This window comes from Cellvibrio sp. OA-2007 (assembly GCF_000953825.1).
GTDB lineage: Bacteria > Pseudomonadota > Gammaproteobacteria > Pseudomonadales > Cellvibrionaceae > Cellvibrio.
In genome coordinates, this window is sequence record NZ_BBUL01000094.1 from 121,867 (window position 1) to 137,480 (window position 15,614).

The following is a 15,614-nucleotide window of genomic DNA, read 5'->3' on the forward strand; positions in this document are numbered from 1 at the left end:
ACAACAGCAAGCACAGAGAAAACTTACTCGGCAAAACCATTTGGGTTGTGCGATTGCCAGCGCCAAGTATCTGCCATCATTCGCTCTACACTGTATTCAGCAGCCCAACCTAAACGCTCCTTAGCCAGAGAAACATCGGCATAACAACTGGCAATATCGCCGGGGCGCCGCGCACTAATCACATAGGGTATAGATTTGCCGCACGCCAGCTCAAACGCTCTCAACATCTCCAATACAGAATAGCCAGTGCCAGTACCCAGGTTATAGGTCGAGCAGCCTCGCGACTGCTGCGTCAAACCATTAAGTGCTGCCACATGACCTCGCGCTAAATCCACGACATGTATGTAATCGCGCACGCCGGTACCATCGGGAGTCGCATAATCATTGCCATAAATAGTAAGCGCCTCACGCTTACCTACAGCCACCTGAGCGATATAAGGAATCAAATTATTAGGTACACCCCTAGGGTCTTCGCCAATTAGACCCGATTCATGCGCACCCGCAGGATTAAAGTAACGCAGAATTGAAAAATTCCAGTGGTTTTCCGGCGCCTTGGCCATATCGCGCAGAATATCCTCCACAATCAGTTTGCTGCGACCATAAGGGTTAGTAGCTGACAGAGGAAAAGATTCATCAATGGGTACCGATACGGGATCGCCATAAACAGTCGCCGAAGAACTAAATACAAAATCAAAAACGGAGTGTTCTTCCATGACCTCCAGCAAAGACAAAGTACCTGCCACATTATTCCGGTAATACTTGATAGGTATCTGGGTAGATTCACCTACCGCCTTCAGGCCCGCAAAATGCATTACGCAACCTATTGCATAATCAGAAAAAACTTGATGTAAAGCTGTTTTATCATTGATATCCAACTGAAAAAAATCCGGCTTAACACCGGTAATTTTTTCAACTCTGACCAGCGACTCCAATTTTCCATTGGATAGATTATCGACCACTATCGGAAAATAACCATTATTGATCAATTCAATACAAACATGACTGCCTATGTAACCTGCACCTCCGGTTACCAGAACCTTCCTAAGATACGATTTCATTAATTTCTCTCACCACCAACTCGATTAAACACTAGTTGACACAGACAATTTCAAATACATTGCCATCAGCATCTGTATAAAATAAATTCCCACTAATAGATTCAACCTGAAATAATTCTCTTTCTTTAATCAAACTATCAAGCACTGTAAAAATATCTTTTTCTGGCATGCGCAATCGAATCCGTTTTTTAGCTTCAGCATCAACTCCTTGAACGCACACCAATTTCAACGAGGCGCCAGCTAAGCTTATAAAAAAGCTACTACTTCCAAACGGATTCTTTAACTCCATCACATGAGCCGAAAATAGCCGCTGATAACGCATGGCGGACTCAAGAGGATTTTTCACATTAACTGACTGCCACCGCATGACCCGCTCCAAAAAACTATAGCAACTCAGGGTTTATGACAAACTGCTCATAATTTTTACCCAGCGAATCAATTAACGGGTTTTCAAAGCGAAATATTTTCCGCTTATGCAGTGCAGAAAACCTCACCGCCTCACCGTAGTACTCATCCCACAGCTTTCTAACGGCACCAGATTCATAGGTAATATGAAGCCCCTTTTCAATACGATCAGCCAAGGCTCTATTTTTTTTATTCAAGAAAAAGAATTTTGGTAGAGGATAATAAATACACACATGTTGGTCATAGTTTAAATATTTAACATCCTGGTTTTTCTTCCACTCCCGCTCCAATTCATTTGCACCAATCAAAAATATATCGCCACGATCATTAGCAGCCATATAGAACAAACCTTTGATATTGCCACCCTCAACAACTTTAAACCCAATTTTCTTGAGTATTTCGCTATCTAACCATCCACGCCCTTGAATAATTTTAAGCTGTTGCAATTCAGCCAAGGTTTCAATTTTTTCTAGCTTTCGTTTAGACTCGGGCGACACAAAGCCAATGCGATAGCCGGTCACACCCAAATCTACGGGAAACTCTACCCCATGTAATTTTTCAACAATCTCATTGGAAGCCGAATCTTTATAGACAAAATTTTCAAACTGATTATCTTCAGCATAAACCCGCAGGCGCGAGTAAGTGGGCACATCGCCTTTAGGCAAATCCCTAATTTCATAGTCTCCGTATTCCGCCTTGGTGGCATCCAGCGCGAGGCGCAACAGGTGGTATTCGTAGATTTCCTCTTTTGGCGCTATCTCCCCCGACCCAAAGGTAATAACGGTAGGAGCCGCAGCAAATACATTTAGCGCAAACATGGCGATACTTAATATTATTATACGCAACATACACCACCTGTTAATTGTTAACATTTTACACAATGCTAGCGCCAATACAGGTAGATTGCAATGCCATAAGCGGGAAGTTTTTGCGGAAATTTAAGACCGTTTACGCGAACCTAGGCAGATAGAGGCACGGCGGGAATATGCCTAAAAACGAAAAAAGCACTGCGACATGTGGTATCGCAGCGCCTTTAGAGATATAGATGAAGGACTTATCAGGATGCTACATTCTGAAAGGTACCTGGGTCCAATATTTGCCGACGAGTCTTGAAGCGGCAAATATAATTCCAGTTCCATGAGGGATCGTACTTGTGGCACAGCCCCCATGCCAATCCAGCCATAGGATCTTGAGTGTCCGCAGCGGGATCGCGATATAAACCCAACGCCTCTGGTGCACCTTTAATATGCGCCATGATGTCAAAATTAATACCATCCGATGACCATTGGCAGGTATTTTTTTCGGGCCCATCGGTAGTCAACAAACTGGCGATGCCACCATTCACATGCCATACAACAACCTCATGCCCACTGTTGGTGATCGGATTAAATTCCGATTTCACATAGGGTCCCTCGATCTTATCGGCAATCGCTACACCATGTTTAATTTCCCGGCCACCAAAGTTCATGCGCTCCCCCATAATTTCACCTTTGTAATAAAGATAAAATTTATTTTGATAAAACATCAAACATGGGTCATGCACTTTATGGCTGTCAAAATCGCCGCGAATTTTGCAATGAAAGCGGTTGTCTTCATCACCATCCCAGACACCATTATCGGCTGGCGTTAAAATGGGAGCTGGACTTTTAACCCAAGGGCCGTAAGGCGAATCTGCACTGGCAAGTGCAATGCATTCTTTGGTGCGATTTAAATAAGGTGCCTGAACAGTTTGATAAACCAAATAATAGCGGCCTGCATGAGCCAGAACCTCAGGTGTAAATACCGCGCGATCATCATAGGAACCAGGCGTACCTGCTACGATCGCAGCACCCTGCTCTTTCCAATCCCAACCATCGCTGGAGGTTGCATGCCACACTTCAGTTTTATCCCAGGGAAACACTTTAGCGTCAGGATTATTGCTACCAAATCCAACAGTTTCTCCCTCGCCTTTGGTGTACCAAACATGATAAACACCGTCGACACTGATAACCGCTGAAGGGTCGCGGCGAATCACGCCTTCTTGATATGCAAAATCACCGCCCAAAGGCTTCACATCAAATTCAAATACCCAGTCTGCATTTTTTTGGTCGTAGCCGCGCTCAATAGCGCGTAAACTGGCTTTGCTTAATTTTTTTTCTGGAAGATCACCCATATCTCACTCACTTTTTAAAATGATGACTTGAACTATTTTTGTCAGGTTCAGTGTTTATCAGGAGCAAGGCTTATCAGGCGCGACGTTCTAGCGAATGATTCCTGAAAAATCGATTCGCCAATAACATTGCCCCCTGCGCTGCTATCAAAGCTCCCTGATACTTAACCGATTTGCCTTGGTAAATTTGTATTGCTTTAGCATAGCTATCCACTAAATGATCAGCACCGACCAGATGTATTTTTTTTCCTTTACCATAAAGATGCATTGCCGCTTTTACCTCAGCGCCAATCAATACACCCGATAAGTATGCGGCACTCACATTTTTTTCATGCAGACCTGCTAACATTCTGGAGCGGGCACTGAACATCAAATTCAATAAAAAAGTATCTCTCGTATTGGCCTTAACGCCTTGAACAAATGCAGCTTCATCGTGAATTTGTGTACCACTCACCAACAAACTCTGCGCACATAAACTGCCAAAGAGCTCGCCCGAAAATGCTGTGTAAAAATCAACGATTTCTCCCTGCTTAAGCAGCACCCATTTCGAGTGGGTTCCCGGTAAACATATGAGCGCCTCTTTTAACTCTGCTTTGCTCGCCTGCTGCATCCAGCCCACTATTTGGGTTTCCTCCCCGCGCATGACATCGGGCAGGCCTGCTCGCACAAGAGTTTTCACGCCTGGGACTATATAGGCATTCACTGCACCCACTTGAATGTTGATTAACTGCTCAGCCAATTGATAAGGATTCACGGGGCATTCAATATAAGGCGTTTCATACAAGCCAACATTGGAACCCACCGCCCCGCTCATTACAATCGGCGCATTCGCATACTGCGCGGGCAACTGCGCAATCGCATTCATTAAACATTGCTCAAGTTCAGCGCGCGATGAATGATTAACACCTATAGCCTGGGTAAGGTTATACACAATATCGCCCAGGGTGTTTACCACCTGCAGCCGAAAATTGGTGCCGCCCCAATCAATGGCAATTATTTCACCCAAGATATAACCCTCATGCACGCAAGCATTAGTACAAAATTGGCGAAGAGAATATTAACTTTCCAAGGCCACTAAACTAGCGCCCTGCTCTGACGTACAAATAAAAGGAGTTGCAATTAAACCCGTTTTTAATTGGTAATCCGCGAGAATGGGCGCCACTATAGACAGCTTTTGTTGTGGCACCAAAGCGACAATACAGCCACCAAAACCGCCGCCGGTCATACGCACACCGCCATCAAAGCCCAATTCTTTATCCAGCGCTGCCACTAAATAATCAATCTCAGTTGTGGTGATCTCAAACAAATCGCGCATGGACACATGGCTCTCTGCCATAAGCTGACTTAACAGCGCAACATTATTGGTTGCCAAGGCCTCAGCTGCTTTCAGGGTTCGCTCATTCTCTTCAATTACATGTTGCGCGCGTTTGCGCACCAGGTCAGGTAATTGATGCGCAGCACTAAAAAACTGGTCTTTAGTTACATCACGCAAAACGGGTTGATTAAAAAATTTTGCTGCTGCCGCACATTGCTCACGACGTAAATTATATTCGCTGTCAACCAAACCTCTTTTTACGCCCGAGTTGATGATAACAATCGACAATTGTGACGGCATAAGGATTGGTTTAGTTTCCAGACTGCGGCAGTCGATGAGTAATGCATGACCTTGTTTTCCGCCAGCCGATACCAGTTGATCCATAATGCCGCAGGCGCAGCCGACATAATTATTTTCCGCTGCCTGACCAATTAAGGCCAATTCGGTGGCCGGAATTTGAATGCCAGCAACAGTTAAAAGCGCCTGCGCTAAGGCCACCTCCAATGATGCTGAAGAACTTAAACCTGCGCCTTGCGGGACATTGCCCGACACCACCAAATTACAACCTTTGAGCTGATAACCGCGATCTATCAGAGTGCGCACTACGGCACGGACATAATTACTCCACATCTGGGTCGGGTGAGCTTCATAGAGAGAGTTCAACGCAAACTCATCGGTCTGCCCGGCGTAATCCAGCGCAATCACTTTAATTAAATTATCTTGCCGCACAGAAGTGGCAACCAGCGTGAAAAAATCAATCGCTGCTGGCAATACAAAACCATCGTTATAGTCTGTGTGCTCGCCGATCAAATTCACTCGCCCCGGCGCTTTGGAAACAAAATCCGGCAATTGATCAAAATGCTCGGTAAAACACTGGGTAACATTTTCCAACATAGTCATAACCAATTACCTTTTAATCTGTAGATGCCGCATTTTTATAGTGAATAGCGGATTGATCGCGCAAATACTGCGCCGCTTGTTCAGGAGTAATATCGCGCTGAACTTCACCCAGCATTTCGTAACCCACCATGAATTTTTTGATAGATGCCGAGCGCAATAACGGTGGATAAAAATGGGCGTGCAACTGCCAATGGCTATGGTCTTCTGCGGTAAAAGGTGCGCAATGCCACCCCATGCTGTAGGGAAAGGAGGTTTTAAATAGATTGTCGTAACGCGTTGTTAATTGAATCAAAATATCGGCCAGTGATTCACGCTCCAACAAAGAAAGGCTCAACATATCAGGCACATGACGCAGTGGTAAGAGCAGCGTTTCAAATGGCCAGCTGGCCCAATAAGGCACGACCACTAACCAATCCTGATTTTGCACCACAATACGTTCTTTAAAGGCCAACTCTTGCTGCGCATAATCCAACAACATAGGACGTTGATGCTTATGTTGATACGCAAGCTGCTTTTCATCTTCCCGCTGCGGCAATGTCGGCACAGAACCTGTTGCCCAAACTTGTCCATGGGGATGAGGGTTAGAGCAGCCGTTGATCGCGCCTTTATTTTCAAAAATCTGCACCCAAGAATGATTCTCACCCAGTTCGCGATACAAATCGCACCAGGTATCGATAAGCTCTGTCACTGCCGTCTGGGACATTTCTGGCAGGGTTTTATTGTGACTTTCGGAATAACAAATCACACGGCTGGTGCCGCGCTCACTCTCGGCACAAAACAAATCGCTACTGCTTTGATAATCCCTATCTTCCGGCTCCAGTGCCGCAAAGTCATTGGTAAACACATAAGCACCGACATAATTGTCATTCACCGTACCATTGATGCGGGTATTGCCCGGGCATAAATAGCAAGACGAGTCATAGGCAGGTTTATCATCCACCGCCAGCTCTTCAATTTGCCCCTGCCATGGGCGCTTGGCCCTGTGGGGTGAGACCAATACCCAGTCACCCGTTAGCGGATTAAACCGACGGTGCGGGTAATCACTCAATACAAACACTGGTTTCATATATCTATCCAACTAATGCCAATTATCCGACTGAAGGACCACCATGCAGATGTACCACAAGCCGCCAATATTGCCTATTGTTAACAATTTACACCATTAAAATAAAATATGCACCTACAATAAGCCGATAAATCACACATTCTTACCTGCCACACTTCACGAGCTCACCAATACAGGTTAAATGGCCAGCAGCAAGCGCGAAAAAAATAATGCCAAGTAAACTCACCCAATCCATGGCGATAAAGAAGCCTATTAATAGCAGAGAGGTGTATTCACTTACATAAGTGATGGCAGCGGGAACCAATATTTGGGATTGGTAGGCAGGAGATTCGTATCGATTAAAGGATTGTTAATATAGATAACCTTGCGCGTAGAAAGATTGACGCGCTCAACTACAGCCTGAATCATGCGGGATTGATAAAACAAACGATCATAGCTACCGTCATTGAGCGCACGCTCCATACCGGATGAAATCAAATCGTAAAGCACTTTATTTTCTGTCGACACATAAAAAAACATTGCAGATGGATAAACTAATAGCAGATTTTTTTCCACCTCAAGCTGAAGCTCGGCGCGATGTTCAAGATCCAGCCAAGGTTCATGCACCGCCAAGGACATATAATCAAAACGATGACTGGCCAACATCGACCATAGGTTTCGCCCTTGTGCTGCCGTGACAACCGGAATTCCAGCGGCTTGCAGTATTTTTGTATCAGACCAAAAATAACCCTGCCCCGCCGTTAACTTACGCAAATCCTCTAGTGTTTTTATAGAATCAAATCGACTCTGATCACCCTTGCGAATTACAAAAATTCGATACCCCAGCAACCCTTTAAAAATAGGGATTTTTATTGGTTGCAGATTTTTATCCAAGGGGTTAGATGCCGACGACCACTTTAGGCTTAAGCTTCCCTCTTCTACGCGGCGGGTTTTTCTCGCATCAGTAATAACTTGCCCTAATTGGGTCAAGCAAACATTGATGCCCGTTTTTGACAAAGACAACACCAAAAGATCATAGATGAGCTGATCTTTCTCTGATTCAATTAGTGGAATCGTTGCTGTTACAGAACAACCATGACAGATATAACTATTCAATAATATGAAACAAAAAAAAGCATAGTTTATTATTGTATTTTTACGCATCGGCAACAATTGACCTTTGTGATAGTGAAATCACCTATAACAACTGATTACACCCATTGATTCTTTATCCTTATAGAATATACCTGAATATATAATTGTCGAACGTTTAAATTTTTCATTAAACGCTCGCAACAGACTCAAAATGGAATAACACTTTAGAATGAGCGGCTAGCCTTACAGCCGCTCCAATTTAAACGGATAGGTTTGATTTGCTCGCCACTGACCCACATACAAGTTTTCATCCTCATCCACACAGAGTGCGTGACAGTGGTTGAATACATCCCAGGTGCTGCGCATAGGTTGCAAAACACCATTGCGATATTCAGGTTGAGTACCACCCAGATTGGCGACAACACGATTATTGCGATCGAACACACTAATAAAACCTGAATCATCGGCATTTTTTCCATCGATGTGCGACCAACATACCGGGGCAAAAAAATGATCGGCGCTAAACACCGGCCCACCTATGTAAGCTCCGGCTACATCGATTGCTCCGCGATAATCGCCATTGAGTTCAAATAATTTTAATGCTCGCTCTGCCCGTGAGCTCACCATCAAATGCGGATCTTGCGGATTGCGTAAATCCACTTCTATGCCGTGGGTGTTTTTTAAATTGTGTGCAGGGTTGGCATTATCGCCACCACCCCAGTGACGAATGTAACGCCCGTTGGCGTCGTACTGCAGAAGATAATCCGAGCCGTAGCCATCGGTAATGTAGAGATCGCCATTGGGCGCCACCGCTATGTCGGTCGGGCGAAAAGGTTGATCCGGGCGATAGACCCCAATGGTTTGTGGATGGCCAATGGTATAAATCAAACGGCCATCCAAGGTGAGTTTGGCAATAAAGCCGCTTTGCGCAATGACTTTATTATAGGGTGATGCCCAATCGTCGGTAGATTTGCCATCCCAATTGCGATTCAGCACCCAGCCGCTATCCACCAAATAAATAACATCTTCACCGTTTTCATTAACAATGCGCAGCGCATGTGCTCCCGGAAATTGCGTGCCCCAGGCATCGAGCAATTTGCCGTCCTTGTTATACACAATCACGTTATTGCGCGGATGATCGGTCACCATCACTATGCGCCCCTGCGAATCCATCGCCAAGCCATGACAATTTTCTACCGGCGTTTTTTGCGCATCAAGCAAACCCCAGTGACTATTAACGCGATATTGAAAATCGCCCTGCCCTACAATCAGACCATGTGGATCAATATTGGATTTGGGCAAGGGAATATTTTGCTTAATCATTGGCGGGCAAGCTCCAAATAAAACAATAAAAAAGCTCTGCCGAACACTACTCCGGCAGAGCAATAACCAACAACAACAATAACAACAGCATGAAAAAACTATGCGGCTTTCCAATTCAGAATGGCGTCATCATCAACGGGGTACAAAGGATAATAAATCGCTTCGTTTTCCTGGAACGCCTGATTGGTGATGGCGTTGTAGGCACAAATCATGGACCAGCGCGGTTCGGATGAGCGATTCTCATTGGATTTGTGCAGCAAATTGCAATGGAAAAACAAGGTATCACCCGGCTCCAATTCAACATTGATCAGCTCGTGATATTTCATTGCTTCGTTCACAAACAACATATCAGCACCTTTTTGATCACCGGTTTTGCTGTGATCCAAACGCCCTAAATGATGCGATCCTTTCAACACTTGTAAACAGCCGTTCTCTACCGTTGCACGGTTAATTGCCACCATACAACTCAAGGACTTTGGATACAGCATAAGGTTATCGCGATGCCAGTAACCAAAATCCTGATGCCATTCCCAAGCGCCGCCCACAAAGGGTTCTTTCATCATAATTTTGGTACTGGTGTGATAAATCGGCTCGCCAATTAAGGTTTCTGCCGTATCTACCAAACGACGACCACGGGAAAACATGCTGTAAAAATCATCGCCCGTTTGTTGCCACAAGCACACCTTGCTCACCTTTCCTGTGCCATCTTTTTTCTGCCAGGCGCGCTCATTTAATGAATCGTCATTAAAGGCGGCATCCTGTAAGCGTTTGATTTCTTCTGGCGTGTAGTAGCCACGCACAATCACATAGCCATCGCGATGGTAGGCATCAATCTGTTCTTGAGTCAGTTTTCTTGCGTTCATTATCTGGTCTCCAAGGGGTTATGTCTGCACGCTCGCATTGTCAACAATCATCATTCAACAAATAGCAAAAGGCAAGCATTTTATTTATATATGAATATTCTATTTCTATAAAAATAAAGATACCTATACTCAAAACCGGTAATTTCTGTTTATTTGAGGGCGGATAGGGTATTTTTGTGAATGAACTAATTTGCGGGTACGCCAGTTGATGGGCAAGAATGCATGGCTTACTTCACCCTGAAAAATCGAGCTAAAAACCAGACAACAGGACCGAACGACTTTGACTACTGCAAGCAATAAATACGCGGTTCCCGCGCTGGATAAAGGGCTGGATATATTGGAATACCTGGTGACTCAGGAGCTGCCCAAATCTCAAACCGAGATCGCCCAGGGCTTGGGGCGCAACCCCAATGATATTTATCGGGTACTGGTTGGTTTGGAGGCGCGGGGTTATTTAGTGAGAGATGAGCTATCAGGGCGCTATCGGCTGTCGCTCAAGCTGTACAACCTATCGCGCAGTATTTCGCCTATCGATCAAATGCGCCAATGCGCCCTGCCCTATATGGAAGATCTGGCGGTCAACATTGGCCAATCCTGCTATTTGGCCATGCTCTACCAAAGCCAGACCATGATTATTGTGCACGCGCGCGGCCACAGCCCTATCTCGCTCAATATGAGCGAAGGCTCCCTATTCCCCACCATGACAACCACAGCGGGCAAGGTATTACTTGCCAATAGCAACCCAGCCGTGCGCGATATGATTTTGGAGCGCGACGCCGACTACGCCAAACTCAGTAAAAATAAACGCGCGGCACTTATCGCCGAACTGGAAACGATAAAACACCATGGCTATCTCGCAGCACAAAGCCCTTTTATTGAAGGCGCCACCGATTTTGCCGCGCTCATTGGTAGACCAGAAGGCAAAGTAATTGCAGCACTGGCTATTTCACCACTCAAATCACACTGGAGTACCGATATAGCCCAGGAAGAACTGCACACACGAGTAGTGACCACTGCAAATAAAATTGCTCAACAGTTGGGGGATTTGTAACTCGCAGCCTCCCGTCATCAGTTTTTTGTCAACATTTAACTATCGCCAATAAAGACACTAGGTTAAAGTTTAGGCTCGGCCGCACCAAGTAGCACATAAAAGCGCTGTTTTATGCCGCCATACCTACGGTTATAACTTTATGGTGAGTTAGATGATGATAAAAAAAGTACCCTATTCCTGCCTTCAATACCTATCGTTTCTCTGCATAGTTTTGCTCCTAAGCGCAATCAACAGTCAGGCCGCCTCCGTTGTCAGCGATATTGATCTCGACCCTGCAACGCCGAAAATAATTCAATATCAGGTTCAAGGCAGTTTGATAAAAAAAATGGTGTTAGTCGTCGACAACCCAAAAAATTATGCCAACTTTAGTCTTTACGCCAACGATGAATTACTGCTCGACAATATTGATATTCCGCACTCTGGTCAGCAGCAATTAACCGCGCTCATCAAACTTCCTGCGCCGGGAAAACTTAAGCTCAGCCTTAGAGCCAACAATGCAATACTCAACATTCATCGTCTTGAATTTATAGACCTCCCCGATCAGCATGTACCTCAATTCGAAGACATCTCCGTTAGCGCAGGCATAGATAAAGTCAGCTCAATTAAATACGGGGGCCCCACAATCGCCGATATAGATAACGACGGCGATTACGATTTTATTGTGAATAATCACAATGAAGAGAGCAGCAAACTTTATTGGAATAATGGCAACGGCACTGTAACCAAACACAGTCAAAATCTGGCGCGCTGGTTTATGCACGATCTGCACGGCACTGCTGCTGGCGATTACGATAATGATGGCGATCTGGATTTGGTTGTCACCCAAGGTGGCGGCAATGGCACAGATCCTTCCAAAGCCAATTTCTATACCAATGACAATGGCACGATGATACTCACCACAGGTGATGTGGGTATCAACAAAGGAGGCCGCGGCCGCGCCGCGCAATGGTCAGATATGGACTTAGATGGCGATTTGGATTTAATGCTCATTAACGAATCCAGCCTTACCCATGAAAAGCCGCAACATTTTTTTTATGAAAATAAAGGTGATGGAACCTTTACGCAACGCACAATCGCAGGCTTGCAAGATCAGGAGCCATCGCGCTCTTTGATAACGGATTTAAACCACGACAACATTGATGATGTAATTTTATTTGGCCCACTTTCGGTTTGGCTGGGCAATGGCGATTTCACTTTCACCGATATTACCGCGCAATTCCCCGCAGATGTCATTGCCTTACACAACATAATGGCAGTCGCCGATTTGGATATCGACAATGACGGCGATCAGGATCTTTACCTCGCACGCGGCAAAGAAGTTGAACACGGCAAAGGCGAAGCACCCGCAGTTGATCACGACCCCATCACGCAGGAGTTTTCGATCAAACCACGCGGCTTTAAAGGTGTGGATAAATTCGAATTCACCGCTGCAAGAAAAATCAAATTGCACAATTATTATTTTCTCGCGCAGGGTGAATTCAGAGGAAAAGATTATCCTTTTTTTCTGGGCAGCAAAAAAACATCGAAAGTACTTTCTGCTGGGCAGGAGCTGGAAATAGACCCAAGCGAAGCGCAAGGCTGGCCGAATAATATTGCGGAAAATGGTGTTTATTTTGGTTACTTGGGCAAAGGCCGCTGGAAAGCCGCATTAGTTCGCAATGGGGATATTTTTTGGAATTTTAAATTTAGTCTCGCTGGCGTCACTAGCGCCACTACCGAATTTATTCCAGAGAATCGCAACATGAATGACATTCTATTGCGCAATGACGGTGGAAAATTCACTGACGTATCACGCGAATGGCAGATTCAACCCGGCGGCAATACATTGGGTGTCACCACGGGTGATTTTAATAACGACAGTCATCAGGATTTATTTCTTTACCGCTGGGGCAATATTAGTGCGCGCATTTCTGATTACATACTATTAAACGATGGCAAAGGTCATTTCTACACCCTGACACAACACGGCGCCAATGATGTTGGCGGCCCCGGCAATGGTGATATGGGCCAAGCCTTTGATTTTGATTTGGATGGCGGCCTAGACCTATTAAATGGCAGTGAAGGTGGTGAGTGGTATCTTTATCGCAACCAAAAAAATGAAACCGGACAATATGCATTAGTACGAGTGGGCTACTCACCTAAAGCCCATGTGGATGCCATAGGCGCTGAAGTTAAAATCACCACCGCGCAAGGTGTTTATCGCAAACGAGTAGGTTCAGCGGGAGGAATTTTTTCCCAAAGCCTGCTAAACATTGTGCATTTTGGTTTAGGGAATGCACAAACAATTGAGCGCATTAGTATTAGATGGCGCAATGGTGAAACACAACATTTCACCAACAAACCTGCCAATCAATTATTTGATACAGACAAAGCAGATGTAGAAAGTCTGCAGCTTGAACCGGCACAAACAAATCTTCGCCAAGGTACAAAATTAAATCTCTCCAGTCACTTAACTCCAGCGAATGCAGACACCCGGCTGCAATGGTCATCCAGCGATGAAAATATTATCGCTGTAGATCAGCAAGGCCAAATTACCGCGTTGGGTAACATTGGCCAAAGCGCGACCATAACAGCCACCAGCCCCACTAATGGAGTAAATGCGCAGAGCAACATTACCATTGAGCCTTGGTTTGCCGTGCCCGCAAAATCGCTAACACTCGAACCATCACCGACAAAATTATTGGTGGGTGAAAGCCTTACACTCACTGCAACTTTATTTCCAGCTCATGCCGACAACTCGGAACTCATCTGGAGCAGTAGCAATAAAAAAGTCGTGCGGGTAGATGCAGCAGGAACATTCACCGCACTACAACCCGGCACTGCAACTATCAAAGTAGCTTCCGCAAAAAAACCTACTGTGAAAGACACCATAAAACTGCACGTGGCGCCGACCATCGCACCCTTTATAAAATTTACGAATGAGAAAAAATTGCGCGATAAGGTATGGACTCAAAAGGATAAAATTACTTTAATCGTCGAGTACCACGCCGGATCAGGTAATAAAGTCATTGCGTCAGATGAAGGGGGAATTCGCTTTTGGCTGCGCCATTTTCAATCCAAATGGATCCCCGTGAAAGACAGAGTCTTAATAGATACAAACGCCTTAAAAACCGAATCAGGAAAATCCACCATGACCTTTACGCTTGAAGATCTAATCCCCAGCGCCGAGCTACCCACAGGCCAGTTTTACCAATTGCGCGCTTCATTTGTATCAAGCAATGGCAAAATGTATGACGCCACTATTGATGATATAAAAATCGTGCCCGCGCATTAGCAATTCCGATCAGCCGATTTGAAGCACGTCCCCTCCCCCTCAGACTGTAGGATAATGCCCACCACGTAATAGAAGCCGCGACAGGCATAAACCTGTCGCGACAACAAAATTCAATTAAAAAAATCAATAACTTAAAAGGTTTTCCCGCAATGAATACCATAGAGCCAATAGACTAGCACCCACCAGTGAGTCATCAATAACCAACCCTTTCGTTCACAACCTATACCAGGATCGGTGATGCGTTGCGATAGACCTCGATACCAAAATATCCGAGCAGCGAAAATGTAATGGCGAGCACGCCAATCAAGATAAACCACAGTTTGCGATACTCACCCATGATTCACCTTCAAGGCACCATCAATACGATCAAATAAAATATTATTTTCCAAATGGATGTGATCCATTAAATCGGCTTTTAATGTTTCCAAACCGAAATACAGCGCGCGCCAGGTATTACAGGCACCCTTGGGGATAGTGATACCGCGCGTAAGATGTTCTATATCCGCAAGTGCGGCACCGTGGTCATCGTGTTCACTGCGCATCATCGCAATTGGCTGAATAGCCATGCCGGTAATGCCGCGGCTAATCATGGGAAATAAAATCTGCTCCTCTTTTTGCATATGGTTTTCCAGCTCTTGCAACATAGTTTCAAGATGTTGCGCTAAACCTGCCGGGCACTCCGTATGCCCGCCATGAACCAACTCTACTCGCTGGGCAAGACGAATTAATTCTGGCAACTGTTGCCGATGAACATCGTGATAACGTGTCAGTATGTGCTCGATCAACTCAACGTCTGGCACATTGACCCACTCCTGCGCAATCGACGGCTGTGCTTGCAGTGCCTGCAACTCAGCAACAATCGCAGCAGGATTCAGCTCGCGGTCACTGAGTGCATCGCGCAGGCTTTTTTTCCCACCACAACAAAAATCCAACTGGTATTTATGAAAAACCGCAGTACCTCCCGGAATACTCCGGGCAAGTTGGCCAAGGCTTTGATCGAGAATCATCATAATGTCACTCTCCGGCTGCAAAAAAATGCTACTTATTTAAGGCCATTTGGCATCTCGCCAAACAGCCCTATAACATGCATTGTAAATGCACCTTTTAAAGATGTAAAATAAATACATGTTTAAAGT

At 45.3% G+C, this 15,614-nt stretch carries 13 protein-coding genes; 2 read left to right on the forward strand and 11 right to left on the reverse strand.

The window, feature by feature from the left end:
• Nucleotides 1–23 precede the first annotated feature (23 nt).
• The 10 genes from galE to AWU77_RS15220 form a co-directional block, all read right to left on the reverse strand.
• Nucleotides 24–1,058: a UDP-glucose 4-epimerase GalE gene (gene galE, locus AWU77_RS15175; RefSeq protein WP_062065012.1), complete on the reverse strand. Its 1,035-nt coding sequence runs from the start codon at nucleotides 1,056–1,058 to the stop codon at nucleotides 24–26.
• A 31-nt stretch (nucleotides 1,059–1,089) separates the two neighbouring features.
• Nucleotides 1,090–1,404: a hypothetical protein gene (locus tag AWU77_RS15180; RefSeq protein ID WP_152625371.1), complete on the reverse strand. Its 315-nt coding sequence runs from the start codon at nucleotides 1,402–1,404 to the stop codon at nucleotides 1,090–1,092.
• A 37-nt stretch (nucleotides 1,405–1,441) separates the two neighbouring features.
• The gene (locus tag AWU77_RS15185; RefSeq protein WP_062065014.1) at nucleotides 1,442–2,311 is read right to left on the reverse strand and encodes a hypothetical protein; all 870 of its coding nucleotides are present in this window, start codon (nucleotides 2,309–2,311) and stop codon (nucleotides 1,442–1,444) included.
• 209 nt (nucleotides 2,312–2,520) lie between these two features.
• Entirely contained in the window at nucleotides 2,521–3,615 is a 1,095-nt protein-coding gene (locus tag AWU77_RS15190; RefSeq protein ID WP_062065015.1) for a family 43 glycosylhydrolase, read from the reverse strand.
• Nucleotides 3,616–3,688: 73 nt separating this feature from the next.
• The gene (locus AWU77_RS15195) at nucleotides 3,689–4,618 is read right to left on the reverse strand and encodes a 2-dehydro-3-deoxygalactonokinase (RefSeq protein ID WP_062065016.1); all 930 of its coding nucleotides are present in this window, start codon (nucleotides 4,616–4,618) and stop codon (nucleotides 3,689–3,691) included.
• 51 nt (nucleotides 4,619–4,669) lie between these two features.
• Entirely contained in the window at nucleotides 4,670–5,827 is a 1,158-nt protein-coding gene (gene galK, locus AWU77_RS15200; RefSeq protein WP_062065019.1) for a galactokinase, read from the reverse strand.
• A gap of 13 nt (nucleotides 5,828–5,840) precedes the next feature.
• Nucleotides 5,841–6,893: a UDP-glucose--hexose-1-phosphate uridylyltransferase gene (locus tag AWU77_RS15205; RefSeq protein WP_062065021.1), complete on the reverse strand. Its 1,053-nt coding sequence runs from the start codon at nucleotides 6,891–6,893 to the stop codon at nucleotides 5,841–5,843.
• 276 nt (nucleotides 6,894–7,169) lie between these two features.
• A complete protein-coding gene (locus AWU77_RS15210) occupies nucleotides 7,170–8,036 on the reverse strand; it encodes a hypothetical protein (protein WP_062065023.1) in 867 nt (288 codons plus the stop codon).
• 174 nt (nucleotides 8,037–8,210) lie between these two features.
• A complete protein-coding gene (locus AWU77_RS15215; RefSeq protein ID WP_062065026.1) occupies nucleotides 8,211–9,290 on the reverse strand; it encodes a hypothetical protein in 1,080 nt (359 codons plus the stop codon).
• 98 nt (nucleotides 9,291–9,388) lie between these two features.
• Nucleotides 9,389–10,153 carry a phytanoyl-CoA dioxygenase family protein gene (locus AWU77_RS15220; RefSeq protein WP_062065029.1) on the reverse strand — a complete coding sequence of 255 codons (765 nt, stop codon included), beginning with the start codon at nucleotides 10,151–10,153 and terminating at the stop codon, nucleotides 9,389–9,391.
• 280 nt (nucleotides 10,154–10,433) lie between these two features.
• Between AWU77_RS15220 and AWU77_RS15225 the strand changes: the two genes are divergently transcribed.
• Both AWU77_RS15225 and AWU77_RS15230 read left to right on the forward strand, forming a co-directional pair.
• A complete protein-coding gene (locus AWU77_RS15225) occupies nucleotides 10,434–11,204 on the forward strand; it encodes an IclR family transcriptional regulator (RefSeq protein WP_062065032.1) in 771 nt (256 codons plus the stop codon).
• 151 nt (nucleotides 11,205–11,355) lie between these two features.
• Nucleotides 11,356–14,478 (forward strand): FG-GAP-like repeat-containing protein, encoded by a 3,123-nt coding sequence (locus AWU77_RS15230; protein ID WP_238582463.1) that lies wholly within the window; start codon nucleotides 11,356–11,358, stop codon nucleotides 14,476–14,478.
• Between the two features lie 329 nt (nucleotides 14,479–14,807).
• Here AWU77_RS15230 and ytfE read toward each other — a convergent pair whose 3' ends face one another.
• Nucleotides 14,808–15,488 carry an iron-sulfur cluster repair protein YtfE gene (gene ytfE, locus AWU77_RS15235; protein WP_062065035.1) on the reverse strand — a complete coding sequence of 227 codons (681 nt, stop codon included), beginning with the start codon at nucleotides 15,486–15,488 and terminating at the stop codon, nucleotides 14,808–14,810.
• Nucleotides 15,489–15,614 lie beyond the last annotated feature (126 nt).

Excerpts from the sequence above, each read along its gene's own strand:
- galE (WP_062065012.1), bottom strand. The coding sequence starts at position 1,058 with ATGAAATCGTATCTTAGGAAGGTTCTGGTAACCGGAGGTGCAGGTTAC.
- AWU77_RS15215 (WP_062065026.1), bottom strand. The coding sequence starts at position 9,290 with ATGATTAAGCAAAATATTCCCTTGCCCAAATCCAATATTGATCCACAT.
- AWU77_RS15205 (WP_062065021.1), bottom strand. The coding sequence starts at position 6,893 with ATGAAACCAGTGTTTGTATTGAGTGATTACCCGCACCGTCGGTTTAAT.
- AWU77_RS15220 (WP_062065029.1), bottom strand. The coding sequence starts at position 10,153 with ATGAACGCAAGAAAACTGACTCAAGAACAGATTGATGCCTACCATCGC.
- AWU77_RS15210 (WP_062065023.1), bottom strand. The coding sequence starts at position 8,036 with ATGCGTAAAAATACAATAATAAACTATGCTTTTTTTTGTTTCATATTA.
- AWU77_RS15230 (WP_238582463.1), top strand. The coding sequence starts at position 11,356 with ATGATGATAAAAAAAGTACCCTATTCCTGCCTTCAATACCTATCGTTT.
- galK (WP_062065019.1), bottom strand. The coding sequence starts at position 5,827 with ATGACTATGTTGGAAAATGTTACCCAGTGTTTTACCGAGCATTTTGAT.
- ytfE (WP_062065035.1), bottom strand. The coding sequence starts at position 15,488 with ATGATGATTCTCGATCAAAGCCTTGGCCAACTTGCCCGGAGTATTCCG.
- AWU77_RS15185 (WP_062065014.1), bottom strand. The coding sequence starts at position 2,311 with ATGTTGCGTATAATAATATTAAGTATCGCCATGTTTGCGCTAAATGTA.
- AWU77_RS15190 (WP_062065015.1), bottom strand. The coding sequence starts at position 3,615 with ATGGGTGATCTTCCAGAAAAAAAATTAAGCAAAGCCAGTTTACGCGCT.